General features: G+C 54.7%; 23 protein-coding genes. 13 read left to right on the plus strand and 10 right to left on the minus strand.

Annotated features, from left to right (window positions below):
• Positions 1-596: ribonucleotide reductase N-terminal alpha domain-containing protein (locus ACEW72_RS01030; protein WP_373474520.1), on the minus strand; the 596-nt coding region annotated here is incomplete at its 3' end.
• Between the two features lie 530 nt (positions 597-1126).
• Between ACEW72_RS01030 and ACEW72_RS01035 the strand changes: the two genes are divergently transcribed.
• Positions 1127-2650 carry a fumarate hydratase gene (locus tag ACEW72_RS01035; protein ID WP_373474521.1) on the plus strand — a complete coding sequence of 508 codons (1524 nt, stop codon included), beginning with the start codon at positions 1127-1129 and terminating at the stop codon, positions 2648-2650.
• A gap of 23 nt (positions 2651-2673) precedes the next feature.
• Entirely contained in the window at positions 2674-3078 is a 405-nt protein-coding gene (locus tag ACEW72_RS01040) for a hypothetical protein (protein ID WP_373474522.1), read from the plus strand.
• An 8-nt stretch (positions 3079-3086) separates the two neighbouring features.
• Here the strand turns inward: ACEW72_RS01040 and ACEW72_RS01045 are convergent, their stop codons facing one another.
• Both ACEW72_RS01045 and rpsU read right to left on the minus strand, forming a co-directional pair.
• A complete protein-coding gene (locus ACEW72_RS01045; protein ID WP_373474523.1) occupies positions 3087-3725 on the minus strand; it encodes an FKBP-type peptidyl-prolyl cis-trans isomerase in 639 nt (212 codons plus the stop codon).
• Between the two features lie 112 nt (positions 3726-3837).
• A complete protein-coding gene (gene rpsU / locus ACEW72_RS01050) occupies positions 3838-4044 on the minus strand; it encodes a 30S ribosomal protein S21 (RefSeq protein ID WP_125231027.1) in 207 nt (68 codons plus the stop codon).
• A gap of 224 nt (positions 4045-4268) precedes the next feature.
• Between rpsU and ACEW72_RS01055 the strand changes: the two genes are divergently transcribed.
• Both ACEW72_RS01055 and ACEW72_RS01060 read left to right on the plus strand, forming a co-directional pair.
• Positions 4269-5033 carry a class II aldolase/adducin family protein gene (locus ACEW72_RS01055; RefSeq protein WP_373474524.1) on the plus strand — a complete coding sequence of 255 codons (765 nt, stop codon included), beginning with the start codon at positions 4269-4271 and terminating at the stop codon, positions 5031-5033.
• 35 nt (positions 5034-5068) lie between these two features.
• Positions 5069-5608 (plus strand): (2Fe-2S)-binding protein, encoded by a 540-nt coding sequence (locus ACEW72_RS01060; RefSeq protein WP_373474525.1) that lies wholly within the window; start codon positions 5069-5071, stop codon positions 5606-5608.
• A 49-nt stretch (positions 5609-5657) separates the two neighbouring features.
• On the opposite strand, the gene ACEW72_RS01065 is transcribed toward ACEW72_RS01060, so the two are convergent.
• A complete protein-coding gene (locus ACEW72_RS01065; RefSeq protein ID WP_373474526.1) occupies positions 5658-6242 on the minus strand; it encodes an HNH endonuclease in 585 nt (194 codons plus the stop codon).
• Between the two features lie 119 nt (positions 6243-6361).
• On the opposite strand from ACEW72_RS01065, the gene gluQRS reads away from it, so the two are divergent.
• From gluQRS to egtD, 5 genes are read left to right on the plus strand one after another with little or no spacing between them, the layout of a single operon-like run.
• Positions 6362-7246, plus strand: coding sequence for a tRNA glutamyl-Q(34) synthetase GluQRS (gene gluQRS / locus ACEW72_RS01070; protein WP_373474527.1), 885 nt, complete (start codon positions 6362-6364; stop codon positions 7244-7246).
• A gap of 42 nt (positions 7247-7288) precedes the next feature.
• Positions 7289-7516 carry an HIG1 domain-containing protein gene (locus tag ACEW72_RS01075; RefSeq protein WP_373474528.1) on the plus strand — a complete coding sequence of 76 codons (228 nt, stop codon included), beginning with the start codon at positions 7289-7291 and terminating at the stop codon, positions 7514-7516.
• A 19-nt stretch (positions 7517-7535) separates the two neighbouring features.
• Complete coding sequence (locus ACEW72_RS01080; RefSeq protein WP_373474529.1) at positions 7536-8117, plus strand: cob(I)yrinic acid a,c-diamide adenosyltransferase; 582 nt, start codon at positions 7536-7538, stop codon at positions 8115-8117.
• Positions 8093-9352: an ergothioneine biosynthesis protein EgtB gene (gene egtB / locus ACEW72_RS01085; protein WP_373474530.1), complete on the plus strand. Its 1260-nt coding sequence runs from the start codon at positions 8093-8095 to the stop codon at positions 9350-9352. The genes ACEW72_RS01080 and egtB overlap by 25 nt, the downstream gene beginning before the upstream one ends.
• On the plus strand, positions 9345-10310 hold the full coding sequence (gene egtD / locus ACEW72_RS01090) for an L-histidine N(alpha)-methyltransferase (RefSeq protein ID WP_373474531.1): 966 nt from the start codon (positions 9345-9347) through the stop codon (positions 10308-10310). The genes egtB and egtD overlap by 8 nt, the downstream gene beginning before the upstream one ends.
• Before the next feature lie 9 nt (positions 10311-10319).
• Here egtD and ACEW72_RS01095 read toward each other — a convergent pair whose 3' ends face one another.
• A complete protein-coding gene (locus tag ACEW72_RS01095) occupies positions 10320-11174 on the minus strand; it encodes a hypothetical protein (protein ID WP_373474532.1) in 855 nt (284 codons plus the stop codon).
• A 255-nt stretch (positions 11175-11429) separates the two neighbouring features.
• Between ACEW72_RS01095 and ACEW72_RS01100 the strand changes: the two genes are divergently transcribed.
• From ACEW72_RS01100 to ACEW72_RS01115, 4 genes are all read left to right on the plus strand, one after another.
• A complete protein-coding gene (locus tag ACEW72_RS01100) occupies positions 11430-12089 on the plus strand; it encodes an energy transducer TonB (protein ID WP_373474533.1) in 660 nt (219 codons plus the stop codon).
• A gap of 77 nt (positions 12090-12166) precedes the next feature.
• Positions 12167-12931, plus strand: a complete 765-nt coding sequence (locus ACEW72_RS01105) for a MotA/TolQ/ExbB proton channel family protein (RefSeq protein ID WP_373474534.1) — start codon at positions 12167-12169, stop codon at positions 12929-12931.
• Positions 12932-13021: 90 nt separating this feature from the next.
• Positions 13022-13564 (plus strand): ExbD/TolR family protein, encoded by a 543-nt coding sequence (locus ACEW72_RS01110; RefSeq protein WP_373474535.1) that lies wholly within the window; start codon positions 13022-13024, stop codon positions 13562-13564.
• 22 nt (positions 13565-13586) lie between these two features.
• Entirely contained in the window at positions 13587-14042 is a 456-nt protein-coding gene (locus ACEW72_RS01115; protein ID WP_373474536.1) for an ExbD/TolR family protein, read from the plus strand.
• A gap of 59 nt (positions 14043-14101) precedes the next feature.
• Here ACEW72_RS01115 and ACEW72_RS01120 read toward each other — a convergent pair whose 3' ends face one another.
• From ACEW72_RS01120 to ACEW72_RS01140, 5 genes are all read right to left on the minus strand, one after another.
• Positions 14102-15595: a S41 family peptidase gene (locus tag ACEW72_RS01120; RefSeq protein WP_373474537.1), complete on the minus strand. Its 1494-nt coding sequence runs from the start codon at positions 15593-15595 to the stop codon at positions 14102-14104.
• On the minus strand, positions 15592-15768 hold the full coding sequence (locus ACEW72_RS01125) for a hypothetical protein (RefSeq protein ID WP_373474538.1): 177 nt from the start codon (positions 15766-15768) through the stop codon (positions 15592-15594). Before ACEW72_RS01125 ends, ACEW72_RS01120 begins: the two co-directional genes overlap by 4 nt.
• 16 nt (positions 15769-15784) lie before the next feature.
• Complete coding sequence (locus ACEW72_RS01130; RefSeq protein ID WP_373474539.1) at positions 15785-17101, minus strand: M20/M25/M40 family metallo-hydrolase; 1317 nt, start codon at positions 17099-17101, stop codon at positions 15785-15787.
• Between the two features lie 66 nt (positions 17102-17167).
• Complete coding sequence (locus tag ACEW72_RS01135) at positions 17168-18085, minus strand: Brp/Blh family beta-carotene 15,15'-dioxygenase (RefSeq protein WP_373474540.1); 918 nt, start codon at positions 18083-18085, stop codon at positions 17168-17170.
• 39 nt (positions 18086-18124) lie between these two features.
• Positions 18125-18886 (minus strand): bacteriorhodopsin-like, encoded by a 762-nt coding sequence (locus ACEW72_RS01140; protein ID WP_373474541.1) that lies wholly within the window; start codon positions 18884-18886, stop codon positions 18125-18127.
• Between the last annotated feature and the right edge of the window lie 10 nt (positions 18887-18896).

Below are 18896 nucleotides of genomic sequence, written 5' to 3' on the forward strand. Positions count from 1 at the left end.
AGGCTGTCCATCACGCGGACGAACGGGATGATGCCGCTGGTCTTGCCATTGAGGCCGACAGGTTCGCCGATGCCGCGTACGCTGCCCCAATAAGTACCGATGCCGCCGCCACGTGAGGCGAGCCAGACATTTTCGTTCCAGGTATTGACGATGCCTTCAAGGCTGTCGTCGACGCTGTTCAGATAGCAGCTGATCGGCAGGCCACGTCCGGTGCCGCCATTCGACAGAACGGGCGTTGCCGGCATGAACCATAATTTCGAGATATAATCATAAAGCCGCTGGGCATGGTCCTGATCGTCGGCATAGGCCGCCGCGACGCGGGCGAACAGGTCCTGATAGCTTTCGCTCGGCAACAGATAGCGGTCCTGCAACGTGTCCTTGCCGAATTCGGTCAGCAACGCGTCGCGGGATGAATCGGTCACGATGTTGAACCGACGCGCATCGACAGATTTGCTGGACGCAGCTTTCTTGGTCGCTGCCGCAGGCTGCGCCTTTTCTTCTGCCTTTGTTTCGGTTTCCAATGTTACTTTATCAAGCACATCCGTTGTTCCTGTGACCATATCCTCGGCCGCGTGGCCATTATCCCTGAAATCCATCTAACCCCGTTGCTCCATTCCATTTTCGGCACTTTTGCTGCGCAGGAAATACCCACGCGCAAGGCCGGCCCGTTACACTCTGACGAAAACTTCCGTTCCCGTCTTGTTCGACTCAGGGCACGAAAGCCCTTATTAGCATTATTTGGGCCGCGAAGGGGACTAAATTCGACTTGTCCCCAGCTTATCGACGGAAAAATATCCCCCATCGGCAGAATCATGTTCTACAGCTTTAAGCACAATCTGTGGTAATGCCCCCCGAGGCCGACCGCTACCTATAGTGCCTCATTCATTTTCAGACGCAAGAGGGTAAATGGTAAATTTACCATTCCATTCGTCGCTATTGTGATTCGGTTGGTCGCACCCTTGATGGTGTCAAAGGGGGGCGACGCGTGGACCTGCTAAGCATTTTTTTGCGCGCAAGATGGAAAACAACAGGAAAAAAATATTTCTGTCATTCGGGTCTAATTGGTTGAAACTGGTGGGACCGGCGTTACGGGCAGTGCGGTGTGATTATTGAACGGGGCCCAGTCATGACTATACTCATCCGCCAAAACGACCTGATCGAAAGTGTCGCCGATGCGTTGCAATATATCAGCTACTTTCACCCCATGGATTATATTCGCGCGCTGGGCGACGCCTATGAAGCGGAACAGTCTCCTGCGGCAAAGGATGCCATTGCCCAGATCCTGACCAACAGCCGTATGTGCGCCGAAGGACACCGGCCGATCTGTCAGGACACAGGTATCGTGAACGTGTTTGTCAAATGGGGCATGGATTGCCGGTTGGACGACACGTCGAAATCCATGCAGGATGTGGTCGATGAAGGCGTGCGCCGCGCCTATCTGCATCCTGATAACAAGTTGCGCGCCTCGGTGCTTGCGGACCCGGCCTTTACCCGCCGCAATACCAAGGACAACACGCCGTGCGTCCTGCATGTGGAAATGGTTCCCGGCGGCAAGGTCAGCGTCGATGTTGCAGCAAAAGGCGGTGGCAGCGAGAATAAGTCGAAGTTCAAGATGATGAACCCGTCGGACAATATTGTCGATTGGGTGGTCGAAATGTTGCCCCAGATGGGCGCCGGCTGGTGCCCGCCCGGCATGCTGGGTATCGGCATTGGCGGTACGGCAGAACATTGCGTGCTGCTCGCCAAGCAGGCGTTGATGGAACCCATCGACATGGGACCGTTGAAGGCACGCGGTCCCCAAAATGATATCGAAGCCATGCGGATCGAGATATTCGACAAGGTCAACGCACTGGGTATTGGCGCGCAAGGACTTGGCGGACTGTCGACCATATTGGATGTGAAAATCATGGACGCGCCTTGCCATGCGGCTGGCAAGCCTGTGGCGATGATCCCCAATTGCGCCGCGACGCGCCACGCGCATTTCACGCTCGACGGTTCGGGACCTGCACTTTTGGAAGCGCCGAAGCTCGACGAATGGCCCAAGGTGGACTGGAAACCAGATGCTGCGGCCAAGCGCGTCGATCTCGACACTCTTACCGCCGCCGATGTGCAGGGCTGGAAACAGGGTGACCGGCTGTTGCTGAATGGCAAGATGCTGACCGGACGCGACGCGGCGCATAAAAGAATCGCTGATATGCTGGCGAAGGGTGAGGAACTGCCCGTCAGTTTCAAGGGCCGGATGATCTATTATGTGGGCCCTGTCGACCCTGTGGGCGAAGAAGTAGTCGGTCCCGCTGGCCCCACCACCGCAACGCGCATGGACAAATTCATGGACATGATGCTGGAGCAGGGCCTGCTTGGCTGCGTGGGCAAGGCCGAGCGCGGTCCTGCAGCGACACAGGCGATTGCCAAGCACAAGAGCGCTTATCTGATGGCTGTCGGCGGTGCAGCCTATCTGGTTGCGCGTGCCATCAAGGGCAGCAAGGTCGTCGGCTTTGAAGATCTGGGCATGGAGGCGATCTACGAATTTGATGTTCAGGATTTTCCGGTGACCGTTGCCGTCGATAGCGAAGGCAATAATGTGCACCAGCTTGCGCCTGCGTTGTGGCAGAAGCGGATTAAGGACGAAGGATTGCTGGAACGGCATTAATTGTTCCGCCTGGGAGAATGACAATGAAAAGATTCATACTGACCGCTTGCTTGTTGGGCGTCTTGGGGACATCTGCTCCCGCATCAGACGATCTTGCCGACTTTTTGGGTGGGTTTCGAGGCAAAAAGCTCGAAAAAGCGATTGAAAAAGCCGAGCAACATCCCTTGGGAAACGAAAAAAACCCGATCCGCGTCAATATGCCTGAAGGGCAAAGGGCCTATCTCAGGCGCTTGCGGTGTTCGGACGGCAAGGCTCCAAGCTATCAACGCGAAGGAAGCATCGGCGCGGGCCCGTTTGGTTCAATTGTAGACGTTTATATCGTCGATTGCGGAGAAGCTTTACCGGGCAAGGTTAGTGTGTATCTCGACATGTATCATCCCGAACATGAGGAAAACAGGCCTGTCTCAACCTTTACAATCGAGCGTTAGCTCTCATCTTACCGCCCTGGCTGTGCCTGCATCTGCGCGTCGATCTGGGCCTGGATTTCGGGTGGCAAGCCTTGTGGTGCGCCGCTCGCCTGACCACCGGCAGGGGCGCCGCCCTGCTGCTGCTGCATTTCCTGCATCTGGCGCTGCATCGCGTCGACTTCGGCGCGGGATTTATATTCGAGCAGGTCGACATCGAAGATCAGCTCGCTCCCGCCGGGAATAGCAACTTCGCCGGTTTGGGGATTGCGCTGGTCTTCAGGGCCATATCCAAGGCTTGCCGGAATCCACAGCCGGTATTGCCCACCGCGTTGCATGACCTTCAGGCCTTCGGAAAATCCGGGAACCACGCCATTGACCGGCATGGCCGCTTGTGGATTTTGGTCAAAAATCTTGCCGTCTTTCAGGCGGCCGGTATATTTTACCAGCACGACATCCTGATCGGTCGGCGATTTGCCTTCGCCCGCCTTCAGGATTTTGTAGCGCAAACCTGATTCGGTCGTGACGACATCGCCAAATTCTTTGCGTACATCGCTCGTTCCCCAATATGCCAGACCGCCACCGGCAGCCAAAATCAAGGCAACGCCGACCCACAATTTGGTCAGTGACCCTTTTTTAATCGGCAAGATGGGAACGGCTGTAACAGACATAAGGAAATTCCTGATCGCTATAAGTTGTGCGCTGACTAGCAGAAAGCACGGCGGTTTCCAGACACAAAAAAAGCGCCCGAGCGGCGCTTTCCCTGTTCAATATATGAGGCGCCTATTTCGCGCCGTCACGTTCTTGCTGCTTGCGCTCCATCTTGCGGGCGCGACGGACAGCGGCAGCCTTTTCACGGGCGCGCTTTTCCGAAGGCTTTTCGAAATGGCGACGAAGCTTCATTTCGCGATATACGCCTTCACGCTGCAACTTCTTTTTCAGCGCGCGTAGGGCTTGGTCAACATTGTTATCGCGAACCATGATTTGCATAAAAAACTTCACTCCGAATCGAATCGGCACAATTGGCGGGAAACGGGCCAAAAATGCAGTAAAAATGAAAAATGCCGCAACACAGCTGCGGCGTATTGAAGCGCGCCTTAGCTTCGCTTTTAAGATAATTCAAGTGTAAACAGGCTGAAATGGCTGGACTTGGCCCATTCCCTGTTTCATTTCATCGTATAACGCAAACGGGAATCAACAGAGAGGATGGACCAATGGCGACGCAGCTAATGGCAAACAGCAATTATAGCGAGGCTGAATGGACCGCGCGGCAGGAACTTGCCGCGTGTTATCGGGTATTTGCAATGTTCGGTTGGGACGAGCTGGTTTTCAATCATATCACAGTGAAGGTGCCCGATGAAGACGGCGCGTTCCTTATCAATCCTTACGGGATGCATTTTGGTGAAATCACCGCATCCAGCCTGATTAAAGTAGACATCGACGGGAACAAGCTGGATGTCGATAATCCATGGCATGTGAACAAGGCCGGTTTTGTCCAGCACAGCCTGTTCCATCGCACACTGCCCGATGCCCATGCCATCATACATACCCATACAACCGCAACGGTGGCTGTCTGTTCGCTCGAAGGCGGGTTGCAGCCGGTGAATTTCTATGCCTGCAATTTCATGGGGCAATTGGCCTATCATGATTTTGAAGGCGTGACGGTGCGCGAAGAAGAGGGTGCTCGTCTGGTCGAACATCTTGGCGACAAGCGGATTTTGATGCTTCGCAATCATGGACCCGTTGTGATGGGCAAGACCTTACCTGACGCGTTTATCAAATATTGGGCGCTGCAACGTGCATGCGAACATCAAATGGCGACCATGCAAATGGGCCAACCCATCATGGTATCGCAAGAAGTTATCGCCGTGCATCAGCGCGACCTTTATATGGCATCGCCCCCCGGCGGTTCCGGCCGGGTCGAATTTGACGCGATGGTCCGCAAGGTCGACCGGATCGACAAAAGCTGGCGCGATTGAATGGGCGCTCCCCTCTTGCTTACGGGGGCTGATTCATGACCAAATTCACCGTTAATGATCGTCCCGTCCAGTATAAGATGGACCCGCAAACGCCTTTGCTTTGGGCGTTGCGCGACGCATCCAACCTGACCGGCACCAAATATGGGTGCGGCACCGGCGATTGCGGCGCGTGTATGTTGGAAATCGACGGCGAAGCAATTCGCTCGTGCCTGGTTACCATTGCGGAGGCAGAGGGGCGGTTTGTTACGACCATTGAAGGCCTAAGCCGTGACCGTAGCCATCCGTTGCAACAGGCCTTTGTCGCAAGCAATGTTCCGCAATGCGGTTTCTGCATTACCGGGATTATCATGGCGGCATCGGTGCTTTTGAAGAAAAACAGCAACCCGACGGATGAAGAAATCAATGCGGCTATTACGAATTTGTGCCGATGCGGCATCTATCCGCGCCTTCGTGATGCCGTAAAACGCGCAGGGCGCGTAATGCGCGGCGAAGAACGCATCGCCGCCGCCCCGCCGCCGGGGATCACACCCGAAGATGCCGCCCGGGCAGTGCCTGCGTTGACCGTGACGGAATAAGCGGACAGTCCCCGCATGACGCGGCCTTTGACGACTGGCCGCGTTTAATTCATCCTTCCAGCTCGATATCCCAATAGAGCCAATCGTGCCATGTTTCATGCAGATGGTTGGGCGGGAATGCGCGGCCGCGATCTTGTAGTTGCCAACTGGTGGGGCGGATGGCGGCCATGTTCAGCTGCATATGCGCTTGTTTGGGCGTCCGGCCACCTTTTTTTAGATTGCACGGCAAACAGGCGGTGGTTACATTTTCCCAACTGGTAATGCCGCCCAGCCGGCGCGGAACAACATGGTCAAAGGTCAGATTATCGCCAGAACCGCAATATTGGCATTCAAACTTGTCCCGCAAAAACAGGTTGAAACGCGTGAAGGCGGGGTATTCTGACGGTTTGACATATTGGCGTAAGGCGATGACGGAAGGGATCTTTATGTCGAGGCTAGGGCTGTGGACGTGGCGGTCATAGCTGGAAACGACATCGACCTTGTCCAGAAACACCGCCTTGATCGCGGTCTGCCAAGGCCAAAGGCTCAGCGGATAATAGCTGAGCGGAGTATAATCGGCATTGAGCACCAGCGACGGGCAATTTTCCGGATGCCTAGCCCTGCCTGCCGCTTCGAACGTTCCGGTATGCAACATAAGTCAGACCTTCTCCCCCTATTGTCATACATGCTTTAAGCCTATGAGCGTTACAGCATTTTGACATTTGCCAACCTATTTACACATATTGTGACGTCAAGAGGGCAAAAGCACATAATATGGTATTTCTGCCGCAATTCGAAAATAAGCAGGGGGTAAAAATCAGGACACGGTTTGCGCCGAGCCCCAATGGAGCATTGCATCTGGGCCATGCCTTTTCGGCGCTGTGCGCACATGATTTCGCCCATGCCCATTATGGCGAATTTATCGTGCGGATTGAAGATATTGACGGTACCCGCAGTCGGCCAGATCATATTGATGCAATTTTGGCCGATCTGGCTTGGCTTGGTTTGCAACCGGATGCATCGGTGCAATATCAATCCGCCAAAATTGCACATTATGAAACCGCGCTGGAAAAGCTTGGCGCGCTGGGCCTGCTGTATAAATGCACCTGTTCGCGGGGTGATATCTCGGCGGCATTGAAACAGGCGCCGGTACTGCACGGTCCGGATGGGCCGCAATATCCCGGGACCTGCCGTAACCGTTCGGTCGAAGCGAAAAGCGGATTTTGCTGGCGGATCGATACGGCCAAGGCGGTTGCGCTGACCGGGCTTTTGCGCTGGCGTGATTTGGCAGCAGGCGATCAAATTGCCGACCCTGTACAATTTGGTGATGTCGTGCTGTGGCGAAAAGATGCGCCCGCATCTTATCATCTGGCCGCAACGGTCGATGACGCGCACGGCGGCATAAGTCACGTCGTGCGCGGCAGGGATCTGTTTGCGTACACTGCGATCCACCGCTTGCTGCAGGTCTTGCTGGAGTTGCCCGAGCCGGTTTACTGGCACCATCCCCTACTGCTCGACAATAGCGGACAGAAACTGGCGAAGAGCAAATCCTCACCGGCCTTATCGGTTCAACGGCTGGCCGGGGCGGACGGACCGCAGCTTATCAATAAATTGCGCAAAGGGGTGCTTCCACTTGGCAATTCAATGTCCAGTCCCTAAATAGGCTCCAGTGGCATCAACCACTTCAAGGACAATCTCCCGATGACAATTTTGCTGGTACTCTTGATCGTTGCTGCGGCAGGTGCGGTTGCTTTTGCACTGGTTCGTGGTCTCCACGCGTTTGCAAACATGCGTCCGACCGAACTGGACAAGGACGGAATTCCGCAATCGCTCGGAGTGCAGAACAAAATGATGTTCGCCCGCGTCAAGTGGCAGGCGATCACCGTGATGCTTCTGGTCGTGCTGCTAATGGTTGCGGGTTCGCGTTAAGCGCTCCCTGTCTTTCCTCATGGTCAAGCTGAACAAGATTTACACGCGCACCGGCGATGATGGCACCACCGGGTTGGTCGACGGGTCGCGGATTTCCAAATCCGACGCCCGTCTTCATGCCATTGGCGAGATTGACGAGGCCAATTGCGCATTGGGTGTCGCCATTCAGGCGCTGGAGGCTGACGAAGGCCAAACGCCTTTGGTCAATGACCTACGCCGCATCCAGAATGACTTGTTCGACCTCGGTGCGGATATCGCCACCCCGGGCACGAGCTTCGTTCCCACGCCGATGGAACTGCGCATCATCAAGGAGCAGGTCGACTGGCTTGAGGCTGCCATAGACGCGGCCAATGAACAGTTGCCGCCATTGACAAGTTTCATTCTTCCCGGCGGCAGTATAGCGGCCGCGCATATGCACATGGCTCGCGCGATTTCGCGTCGCGCCGAGCGGGCTCTTGTCGCAGCGTCGCTGACGGTGAGCATCAATCCGCAGGCGCTAAATTATGTGAATCGCCTGTCCGACTATCTGTTTGTGCTTTGCCGCCTGATCAACGTATCGCGGGGCGGAGATATATTATGGGTGCCGGGCGCGTCGCGATGACGCCCAGTCTCAAGGATCGGTTTTTCACCACACGCAAGTTGACGGTCGATCTGGCAGGTCCGCTGTCCGATGCCGACGCCACCGTCCAGTCAATGCCCGACGCGTCACCTGCCAAATGGCATCTGGCCCATGTTACATGGTTTCTCGAAAGCTTCATTCTGCGCGACCATGTTGCCGGGTACCACGCATTCGATGATAGCTTCGCCTATCTGTTCAACAGTTATTACGAGACAGAAGGCGCGCGGCATTCACGGGCAGCGCGCGGCCTCATTACGCGGCCATCGCTTGCCCGGATACTGGACTATCGCACCCATGTCGAAGCAGCGATCGATGCGCACTGGAACATTCTGCCGGAAGCAGCATTGCGTTTGATTGAGCTTGGTATCCACCATGAGCAACAACATCAGGAACTGCTGCTGACCGATATATTGCATCTGTTTTCGCAAAACCCGACATTTCCCGCTTACTGGCCGGAACCAGCCGTGCGCCCCGTCTCTGGGGCACCATGCAACACCATGTCGTGGATCGCCGGGCCCGACGGCCTGCTGGAGATTGGTCATAACGGTTCGGGCTTTGCCTTTGATTGCGAAGGCCCGCGCCACGAAATTTTTCTTCAACCCTTCGCGCTTTCGTCACGAACTGTGTCCAATGGTGAATGGATGCAGTTTATGAACGATAACGGTTATGGCGAACCACGACACTGGCTGTCTGATGGATGGTCCTGGGTGCAATGTGATGGCGTTACTGCACCGTTATATTGGCAGCAGGATAAAGACGGGCAATGGCTGACCTTTGGTTTGGATGGTTTGCGCGGCGTAGACCTGAACGCGCCGGTTACGCACATCAGCCTGTATGAAGCCGATGCTTATGCAAGCTGGGCCGGCGCACGTTTACCGACTGAAGCCGAATGGGAGGTTGTGGCGGCAAGCCATCCTTTTGATGGAGGGAATCAACTTGATAAAGCGGGCCCGGTGCGACCAAAGTCATCGGATGACGGCACTTTGTTTGGTAATGTGTGGCAATGGACTGGCAGCGCTTATCGCCCTTATCCAGGTTTTCGTGCTGCAGAAGGCGCAGTCGGCGAATATAATGGAAAATTCATGAGCGGACAATTTGTCCTGCGCGGTGGTAGCTGTGCAACGCCGAGAGGTCATGTGCGGGCGAGTTACCGAAATTTCTTCTATCCCCATCAACGCTGGCAATTCACCGGACTTCGGCTGGCTAAAGATGCCTGAAACCGCGCTGTTTTCTAGTGCCGACCCACAGTTTCTTGCCGACGTCCTCTCAGGATTGCGCGGTCCGCGCCGCGCTATACCGGCGCGTTGGTTTTATGATGAGCGCGGATCGGAACTTTTTGACGAAATTACACGACTGCCGGAATATTACCCGACGCGCACGGAAACTGCCTTGCTCGAAAATTGCCGGGGTGCGCTGGCCGTGCAAATTGAGCAAGGCGCTACCGTCATCGAGTTTGGTGCAGGTAGTGCTACCAAAACTCCATTATTGTTGGATGCCATAAATCCGGATTGTTATGTTCCTATCGACATTTCAGGGGACTATCTCCGGAGTTCAGCATCAGTTCTGCAATCGCGCTTTCCCGATTTGAGCATCTTACCGGTTGAAGCCGATTTTACGCAGCGTCTGGCTCTGCCCGAAAATGTCGGCGATAAAAGTATCGTTGGATTTTTTCCGGGGTCGACAATTGGCAATTTCGTCCCATGCAGCGGCGTGGACCTCCTTCGACATATGCGTGACATTTTGGGGGAAGGGGCAAAATTACTGATCGGTTTTGACCGGATAAAATCAGCGGATATTTTGGTGCCGGCTTATGATGATGCCGCCGGGATAACAGCCGCGTTCAACCTCAACCTTCTGCATCGTATCAACAAGGAACTTGATGGCGATATTCCCGTTGATGCATTTCGGCATGAAATAGTGTGGAATGATAGGGAGGCGCGAATCGAAATGCACCTGCGATGCAGTCGGGATGTGCGTTTCGAAGTTGCCGGTTGTGAATTCGCGATAAGCCAGGGTGAAGGCATCCACACCGAAAACAGCCATAAATATGACCTTCGTGGGCTTCGGTTATTGCTGCGCTCGGGCGGTTGGACACCGATGGCTGAATTCAGCGATCCCGAAAACTGGTTTACACTGGTTCTTGCTGAGGCTGCGCCCAACCAATCGGCCCCTTAAGTCGTCGTCCTAACGTTTGCGGCCGCATGGACCAATGCTGTCGAGTATATAATTATAGTCTGCCTGCACCTTTGCCGCACCCTCGCTATCCGCCGCTTCGACCATTTCGGCGGCTATTGATCGAGGCAATTCGCAGGCCAGACGATACCATAAAAGTGTAAATTTGGCCGGTGCCGTTGCCGATTCGTCGATAACCTCGGCTGTCGAAACCGCCCATCTTTTTTCCTCACCCGGCCGGCTTAATACAGAAAGCGACAAAGGTTGCTCTTTTGCTGTTTTCAGGAAAATCTGCGTTTCGCCTTCGCCGATGACGGTTCCGGCGCTGTAAAATGCGCTCGTGATGTCTGTAATTTTTTCAGGAGCATCTATTTGTACCGCCTCTTTGGTTATTGCACGCACCAGAATGTCGTTGGCGGCGCTCCACTGAATCAACGCATTTGGCCGTGATAACCGAATTTCGCCGGGACGTCCTGCAACAGAGCTACCCAAAAGAAAGAGCCGTTGCTTTTTCAATTTCGGAATTTTCCCCTTTGCATCCTTGGGAATATCTAGAAGAAATCGAACTCGAGGAGCCACGCCTTCTTGGCCGCGAATCAATGTCACGATGTCGGCTTCAACAAGCATCCTTTGAAGATTCGCCGGCACGCCAACCGCCTGTTCGGGAGGAATCTTGCGTAAATTTCTAACATTAGCGTCTACGATTAACGATGAAATGACCACCAAATCGGCAATATCGGCATAGCTGGCGGAGTCGGCCTGCACGGCAAGCGAAGACGGGATGCCTAAATTCGTCTGGGCGTTGCCAGTGCCACTAAATCCAAGCAATATGGCGGCAAATCCAGCGTTAAGCACGGTGATTTTCATTCAAATTCCCTTTCGGACACCTATAATTATCGCAGCTTTGGTCTATATCTGTTCTGTGCCATAAGAAAGCGCTGTTCATGAATTGCGTATGAATCGCAGAATCCGTGTTGCTAGCCCTGATAGGCTTGGCTAAAGCTTGGCGGAATCGAAGTTAAAAAACATAATGTGTTCGATTTCGCGGGGGTGTACAGGGCGCGTTTTCATATAATGCGCCTGTATGCTTTTTTGTATTGAAGGTAGGAGAGTTGTTTCCGCATGGCATATGCTGATCAAGATGGGATGAGCACGAACCGTTTGGTTTCGGTCATCATTGTTATCCTTCTTCACGCGTTCCTCGGTTATGCCTTGGTGACTGGTCTCGCTTATGATGCGGTCCTGTCTATCAAGGAAAAAATGACCGTGGTTGATGTGAAGGAAGAAGAGCCACCAGAAGAAGAAGAACCGCCACCAGAGCCGGAGAAGCAGATCGAGCCTCCTGTGGTATCGCCGCCGCCAATGGTGGTAACAGTTACGCCTCCGCCGACCGTGCGGACCGTTGCTGATCCGCCTCCATCTGCGCCAATGGTCCCGACTGCAGCTCCGCCTGCACCGTCAGCGCCGCCGCCACCGCCGCCCGCTGGGCCTACCGCGGCAGCAAAGGCAAAGGGCAATCCAGGCAACTGGGCGAACACAAATGACTATCCATCACGCGCACTGCAGCAGGAGCGGGAAGGTACAACGGGGTTCCGCGTTACCATTGATACAAACGGCCGTGTTATTGATTGCCAGGTTACGCAATCAAGCGGTCATGCGGATCTTGACGCGGCAACGTGCACAAACGTCAAACGACGGGCTCGGTTTGAGCCAGCCGTGCAGAATGGCCAACCGGTTCAAGGTAGTTATTCGAACCGCGTCCGGTGGCAAATTCCAAAGTAATTTTCAAGGCCCGGCAGGGGGAGCCTTCGCGCCGGGTTTTTTGCTAGCAAGTTAAATTTTTCTGAGAGGTAGTTAAAATGTCGATTTTGTTTTTGACTGCGGCACCGGCCGCAAACCCAGATGTGGCCGCCCAGTTCGGTCTGATTCCGGCCCTGAACGAAGGTGGCCCGATTTCGTGGTCGATCTTTATTGTCATGGTTATCATGTCGGTCTTTTCGTTCTACATCATGTTCACAAAATTGTTCGAACAGCAGAAAGTGCTTAACCAGGCCAAGCAAGTACGCGCCCAGTTCTGGCGTTCGGCTACTTTGGAAGAAGGTGCCGCAAAGCTCGACAAGAACAGCGCATTCCGTCAGGTTGTCGACGATGGCATTTCGGCCCAAAAGCAGCATGGCCTTCTGACCGATCCAGTCGAAGCACATGACTGGCTGCATGGTGCGATGGCCCGTTCGGAAGAAGCGATCAACAACAAGCTTGCAGGTGGCTTGCCATTCCTTGCAACGGTTGGCGCGACCGCACCGTTTGTGGGTCTGCTCGGAACCGTGATCGGTATTTATTCGGCGCTGATTAAAATTGGTATCGCTGGTCAAGCCGATATCGGCAAGATCGCCGGCCCTGTTGGTGAAGCGTTGATTATGACTGCAATCGGTCTGTTTGTTGCTGTGCCTGCCGTTCTTGCTTACAACTGGTTGCAGGCTCGCAATAAATCGATCGCCCGTAGCCTTTCGACATTCTCGAACGATGTACTTGGTTACATCTCTTCGGGCGGTGCTTTGAAACCAGCCGCTCCTGCTGCACCGATGCAAGCTGGCAAGCCTGCCGCTGGCGCAGTAAAGAAGTAAGATTGGGTGAGGGCTGTGCTTCGGTGCAGCCCGTTTGCCGGTTTTACCGGCTCTCGATTTTGACCCAATTTAGTTAGAGAGGATTGGCCAATGGCAATCAGTTCCGGAGGCGGCGGCAATGAAACGCCAATGTCTGACATCAACACGACGCCGCTCGTCGACGTCATGCTGGTGCTCCTCATCGTGTTCCTCATCGCAATTCCGGTCGCCATTCAAACGGTGAAAATGGATATTCCGATCGTCAAGTTCGAACCCACAAAGGCAAAGCGTGAAAACGTGCTGCTATCGGTGACGACCACCGATGTTGGCGGACGTGACCCCGGTGACCCAGCTTATGAGGGCGCAAACCCGAATGGTGAGTGCCGCATATATTGGAATGTAACGCCTGTAGATTCGACCGAACTGGTTGATCGAGCTGCGAAGCATCTGAAGGCGGAATTTGAAAAGCTGGGCGGTGAAGCAGCTGCAGCTGCTGGCCAGATCGAACCGGACATGCTGCCAGAGGCGCATATTCGTGGTGATATCAACACACCTTATCGGTGTATCGGTGGTGCAATCTACACCATGCAGATGGCCGGTTTTGCCCGTGTTGGCTTCATTTCATCGCCGTTCGAAAACGCGAACGTGCAGTAAGTAATTTTAAGGAGCAATCATCATGGCAATGAGTGGCGGTAACGATGATGGCCAGCCGATGATGGAAATGAACACGACGCCGTTAATCGACGTCATGCTCGTTCTCCTCATCATGCTGATGATCACCATCCCCCCGGTTTCGCACGCCGTAAATATCGACCTTCCGGTCAATGATCCAAATCAGCCACCACCTGATATTCCGATCGATCCGGTGATTAACAAGATCATCATTCTTCCGGACAGCACAATCCAGTGGAATGGTACGCCGGTGACATTGCAGCAGATGGAGCAGTTTCTGGTTCGTACAACTTCTATGAATCCGGAACCGGAACTTCAGTTCCAGCCTGCGCCGACCGCACCTTATGATACGGTCGACAAATCACTGGTTGTGGTAAAGCGCAGCGGGATCACCAAATTCGGTTTTGTCGGCAACGAACAATATCGCGTATTTGGCAAGGCAGCGCGCGAGGGCCGTTAGTCCTCCGCGATACAGCATAATCGACATGGAAAGGGCGGTGCTTCAAGGCGCCGCCTTTTTTATGTGCGGCGCAACAGATGATTGACCGCCGCTCCCAATTGATTGTCCGAACCTTCAGCTATCGCCTTGGCCGAAGTGGAAACCTTTATGTCAGGGGCAACGCCCGCATCCGGCATTTTGGACTGCGGAAAATAGCCGATTAGAGGGACATCAAATTCGATGCCTGACTCTGGCAACCGCGCAAAGAAAAACGCTCCTCCATTTATACCGCGCTGGTTGCCGCCCGTCGCTTCACCGACCAAGGTTCCAAGACCGAGTTGCTTGGTCAGTGATGCAAATTGGAACGTCGCGCTGCTGTTCTGTGCACTCGTCAACACGGCCATCGGCGTGGTGACCCTCGGCCCTTTGGCGGCCAATATCCCATCGTCGTCCCACCGCTTCAATTTGTAAAAGCGGTCGTTGAACGGTTCAACCTGATCCCCCCAGTTTCGGAAGCTGTCGTCCCATGTGTCGAGATAGCGGTTTAGATGTTCGGGTGTTTTTGTGTAACGAACGAGACGGTCGGCGCGTGGTTTGGCGATGTCTTTATCAACCATCCGGGCAAGCAGGATGTCCCCACAGTCAAGGCCGCCTTCATTATCCCGTATGTCGACAATCAGCCCTTTCGCGCCCTTCAGGCTGTCTAGCCGGTCGTTCAGCCAAGTTTCCCATTTCCATGTACTGTTATAGAGGGCCCATCCGTCCATCTTGAGGACTGCAATGCTATCCGGGCGCATCGTCCAATCCCAGACCGGACTGTCGCCCCTGTAATCTGGCGCTTTGTAAAAGGCCTGCCGGTCCGCCAACGTGAGCGCAGGCACGTCCACCCAAGTATCTGACGCTGTGTCCGGAAGCCGCATCCGCATATAGTGGAAGCCGTCCTTAGGCTCACCGGCTTTGTTTCGCGGTGCACCGTAGACAAGGCCGTGGAAGATATCGAACGTTTCCAATTTGTCGGCGCCGCTAACGGACAGCAAGGCACGACGCTTCGCATCATTATTCCCGTCGGCCCGCACATAAGGGAGCAATCTGGATAGCATTTCTTTGACGTCGAGATCGTTTATCTCTTTGACGATGGTTCCTCGCGGCAGGCTGTTGGTGCCGCTCTGATCCTGAGTCACGACCATTTGGCCCTCTATCCATTGGAATGCGAAGGGCAGCCGGCTGCGCCTGTCGAATAAGTCTGCCGTAACTTGTTTCGTCTGGTTGAAGAAATTGGCGTAACTGTGCCCGCATTTGATGGTTGCCAGAAAGCGGGAGAGGTGCAGATAGCGCGAGGCCAGGTCGGGAAGGTCGGACCACGTCTGATCGAGCTTGCGTAGTGCTTGATCTATCGTCTTCGGGCTGTTGTAACGGTATAGGCCCGGGTGAAGCGTTATCACTATTTCGCGCAGCACTGCAATATCGCCCGGCCCGGATGCGGGCGTTGTGGCGAGCGCAGTGCCGGGGTAGGCTGCGGCAGTTGCCAGAGCGGTGCCCGCACCCTGTGCGAGAAAGTGGCGGCGGTTCATCATGCTTCGATCCCGAGGTAAAGCGCCAGCGCCGCAATCGCGTTGCCCAACCAAAGAGCCGCATGGCGATGCCTGTCGGAACGGACAAAAGTCAGCAACATCCACTTTTCGTAAAAGCCTGCAAAACCGATCATCCAGGGGATCAGCAAATCTGCCAACATGTCAAGCAATGCCATACGGTTATGGTCCTGCCTACTGCGCCTTTTCGCGCGACAGTCGGGTCATCAGGATCGCGGCACGCTTGGCCTGCCGTCGGATGCTGTCAAGATCGACCGTTTCCCCGGGTGCATGGTCGCCACGGCTGTAGGTGCCAAGACCAACAAGGCCATCTACGTCATTGGCGACAAAGCTGATATCGCCTGCGCCGCGCTTAAGGGGGTCAAGCGGCATCTGTTCTCCAAGTCCCAGATCACGGTTGACCGCGTTTAACTTTCCGAGCAGCGTCTTGTTGCCAACGGTCGGGGCCATGGCAGGATAGCTACCCGGATCGAAGCTTATTTTCGCTGAGGTTTTAGGCGCGGATGCGGCCACGATTTCCAGCATTTTGGCTCGTACCCGTGCACTCTGGTCTTCGGATAACGTGCGGAAATCGCCCCGTGCGAGCGCGACACCGGGGATGATGTTGGTCTTGCCCTTGGCAGACACACGAACCCCATCGGCGTCCAAAGCAGCCTCTTGTCCTGCCGCGATCAGTCCCACGTTGAAGGTCAGATTCTGTTCGGGCAGTTCGGTGCGGAAGCGTTGCAGGATCCGAGCAAGTTCAAAAGCTGCGCCATCGCCATAGGTGCTGTCGAAGATCAGCGAGCTATGGCCGGTCACGCCTGTAACCTCGAGCTTCCAGCTGTTCGCCGAGCGACGGGCGATGACGCCCTTGTCTTTGCCATCCTCGATCGAAAGGCCTTCGAAATCGAGCGCAACATCGGCCTTCTTGCCCGCGGCGATCAGCGGCCCGCGGGTTACTTCGATTGGGTCGCCCGCATCTTCTTCGTCACCCGTCATGTGGATTTCGATGTTGGCATCTTTCAGCGTCCCCGCCGCGTGCATCGCCCGCAGCGCCGATACAATCACGACCAGCCCGCCCTTGTTGTCCCCTGCGCCGGGGCCCTCGGCTTCATTCCTCCTGCGCTCGAATTTCTGGAAAGGGCTGTCGGTTTCGAACACCGTGTCGAGGTGCGCAATCAGCAGCAGTTTCTTGGTGCCCTTCTTGCCAGTGTGTGACGCCACCAGATGCCCAGCGCGTTTGGCCGCGGACATGTCGATCCATGCCACTTTGAAACCGAATGGCTCAAGTTCTGCGCGCATCATTTCGGATACAGCTTTCACCCCCTCAAAATTCATCGTTCCGCTATTCTGGTTTACCAGGCGCTCGACCAACGCGACCGAGCGGTTATATTCGGTATCGATTGTCGCCGCCATTTTGGCTTCTGGTTTGGCGAGCTCTGCCCAAACCGCTTGGGCGGTAATCAATGCAAGGCCAGCGATGCCGATTTGGAATTTACGTATGCGCATGACACCGCTCCTGAAAGTATTTTCTCAAGATGTGCCGCGCTTTCGCTCTCTGGGCAAGTGCATTGATTATGGCGTGAGTGCCTGGGCCTTCTTTGCCATAAGATGTTCGAGGATGAAGTGAGGGACGGTCAGTGTGGAAATCAGCACAAAGGCGGCACGGATGATGCCGGTATCGACCGATATCCCACTACGGCTGATAAATAATAGGACCCCCAGACCAATCGATAATGCGAAAACGGCCATGACAATCGCTGCCTTTTTTGCCTGCGATATCGCTCCTGTCTGGCGCAGGGCGTCTGTGAAGTGGCGCGGGGAGTGGAGGCCGCAGAAAAATACTGCGAAGGCGATGAGGGGCGGTAAGAATAGCGCGGCGATTATACATGCTATCACTTCAAGCGCGCTCTGCATGTCGTTATTGGTATAGGACCAATAGGCAAAGACCAGACTGCCAAGTGCGGCAGGTACCGACGCGCACGCCAGCAGGGTGGCAATTATCTGGCCGTTCTGGTTGCCGGTCAGCATTTCGAAAATCATGGCAACTTCGATCGGGCGAGCCAAAGCGGGTAAGGCGACCAAGGCCCATCCGACCATCATTGCCAGAAACGGGTCCGCGCCGCCGCGCCAATCCTGGCTAAAGTGGACAATTGATATGACCAAGAACGAAACGAGCGCAAATTCCGGGGCAACTGTCCACAAGGCAATCATGGCCAGAACGCAAGCGACGTAGCCTAAAATTATCTTTGTCTTTCCTGCCCGATTATTCTGCCCGAAATGGGTTGCCGCGATCTCGGCATCGAGTGTTCCATGCGGGATACCCGAAATAACGATTGCAACCGCTGCGACCATCGTCAGTTCAATATTATTCAACCCAGCCCAGGATTGATCAATCAGAATCAGAATGGCTGTGAGAGCAGGTAACAACCATAGGCGCAGCGAAAGAAAGAATGCTGCGCCTATGGGCTTTGGAGTGTGCAATGCGTTCATGCTAGGTGGCGGAGCGCTTAAGCGCCCCGCCTGCCTTTCTTACGCGTGCGCGGGATCGCCATATTCGACTTGCGACTTGCGGATCGCAATCATGTAAATCAGCACACCTACGCCGGCCTTTGCTATCAGGTCAGCGATTGTATAGCCGACCTGCACGCCTACGGTGATGTTCGACCCGCTCAGGCTGGTGTAGGGGATCATGTACACGATCGGGTAAAAGCCCCAAGACGCAAAAGTCAACAGGCGGGCCTTCTTGACCAGTTCGCGCACATTTTCGGGCTGGTTGTTGATGGATGCTCCAAGACCGGCGAACAGCTGCCACATGATGTAGACAAAAGGTATAGCCGACAATGTGCCCCACAAGACGCGGGTTGGAATATCCGTGGCGATTTCACCAGGGTAACCCAAGATGATCATTAGAGCTGCGGCGCCGCCCAGCTTGAAGGACTTTGACACAGTCTCTTCCTGGCTCAAACGCATCACCAAGATTAGTTCGATTAGAAGCAGCGGAACGGTCAGCAACCAGTCGACGTAACGATAGGCGTCATTAAATGCATATCCGCTAGCGGATACTACGCCGCCTTCGACTGCGTATGCGCCTTCCCAGCTTTCGAATATGCGAAAGTAGTGGTAGGCAGCAATCGCGCAGACAAGGCCGGAGATGGTCAGCGCGGTTTTATAGGCTGGTCCAACTTGCGAGCGTCCTAGCCACAAGAATAATGTTGTCGCGGCCATGGTCGCGAAAGTGAATGAAAATGCGTTGTATACCAATGAATATTGGCCAAAAGTTAGAGATTCCATTTTTTTCCCC

Source organism: Sphingorhabdus sp., from assembly GCF_041737645.1.
Taxonomy (GTDB): domain Bacteria; phylum Pseudomonadota; class Alphaproteobacteria; order Sphingomonadales; family Sphingomonadaceae; genus Sphingorhabdus_B.

Coding starts and splice junctions, on each gene's coding strand:
- ACEW72_RS01035 (WP_373474521.1), top strand. CDS start 1,127: ATGACTATACTCATCCGCCAAAACGACCTGATCGAAAGTGTCGCCGAT.
- ACEW72_RS01040 (WP_373474522.1), top strand. CDS start 2,674: ATGAAAAGATTCATACTGACCGCTTGCTTGTTGGGCGTCTTGGGGACA.
- ACEW72_RS01045 (WP_373474523.1), bottom strand. CDS start 3,725: ATGTCTGTTACAGCCGTTCCCATCTTGCCGATTAAAAAAGGGTCACTG.
- rpsU (WP_125231027.1), bottom strand. CDS start 4,044: ATGCAAATCATGGTTCGCGATAACAATGTTGACCAAGCCCTACGCGCG.
- ACEW72_RS01055 (WP_373474524.1), top strand. CDS start 4,269: ATGGCGACGCAGCTAATGGCAAACAGCAATTATAGCGAGGCTGAATGG.
- ACEW72_RS01060 (WP_373474525.1), top strand. CDS start 5,069: ATGACCAAATTCACCGTTAATGATCGTCCCGTCCAGTATAAGATGGAC.
- ACEW72_RS01065 (WP_373474526.1), bottom strand. CDS start 6,242: ATGTTGCATACCGGAACGTTCGAAGCGGCAGGCAGGGCTAGGCATCCG.
- gluQRS (WP_373474527.1), top strand. CDS start 6,362: ATGGTATTTCTGCCGCAATTCGAAAATAAGCAGGGGGTAAAAATCAGG.
- ACEW72_RS01075 (WP_373474528.1), top strand. CDS start 7,289: ATGACAATTTTGCTGGTACTCTTGATCGTTGCTGCGGCAGGTGCGGTT.
- ACEW72_RS01080 (WP_373474529.1), top strand. CDS start 7,536: ATGGTCAAGCTGAACAAGATTTACACGCGCACCGGCGATGATGGCACC.
- egtB (WP_373474530.1), top strand. CDS start 8,093: ATGGGTGCCGGGCGCGTCGCGATGACGCCCAGTCTCAAGGATCGGTTT.
- egtD (WP_373474531.1), top strand. CDS start 9,345: ATGCCTGAAACCGCGCTGTTTTCTAGTGCCGACCCACAGTTTCTTGCC.
- ACEW72_RS01095 (WP_373474532.1), bottom strand. CDS start 11,174: ATGAAAATCACCGTGCTTAACGCTGGATTTGCCGCCATATTGCTTGGA.
- ACEW72_RS01100 (WP_373474533.1), top strand. CDS start 11,430: ATGGCATATGCTGATCAAGATGGGATGAGCACGAACCGTTTGGTTTCG.
- ACEW72_RS01105 (WP_373474534.1), top strand. CDS start 12,167: ATGTCGATTTTGTTTTTGACTGCGGCACCGGCCGCAAACCCAGATGTG.
- ACEW72_RS01110 (WP_373474535.1), top strand. CDS start 13,022: ATGGCAATCAGTTCCGGAGGCGGCGGCAATGAAACGCCAATGTCTGAC.
- ACEW72_RS01115 (WP_373474536.1), top strand. CDS start 13,587: ATGGCAATGAGTGGCGGTAACGATGATGGCCAGCCGATGATGGAAATG.
- ACEW72_RS01120 (WP_373474537.1), bottom strand. CDS start 15,595: ATGATGAACCGCCGCCACTTTCTCGCACAGGGTGCGGGCACCGCTCTG.
- ACEW72_RS01125 (WP_373474538.1), bottom strand. CDS start 15,768: ATGGCATTGCTTGACATGTTGGCAGATTTGCTGATCCCCTGGATGATC.
- ACEW72_RS01130 (WP_373474539.1), bottom strand. CDS start 17,101: ATGCGCATACGTAAATTCCAAATCGGCATCGCTGGCCTTGCATTGATT.
- ACEW72_RS01135 (WP_373474540.1), bottom strand. CDS start 18,085: ATGAACGCATTGCACACTCCAAAGCCCATAGGCGCAGCATTCTTTCTT.
- ACEW72_RS01140 (WP_373474541.1), bottom strand. CDS start 18,886: ATGGAATCTCTAACTTTTGGCCAATATTCATTGGTATACAACGCATTT.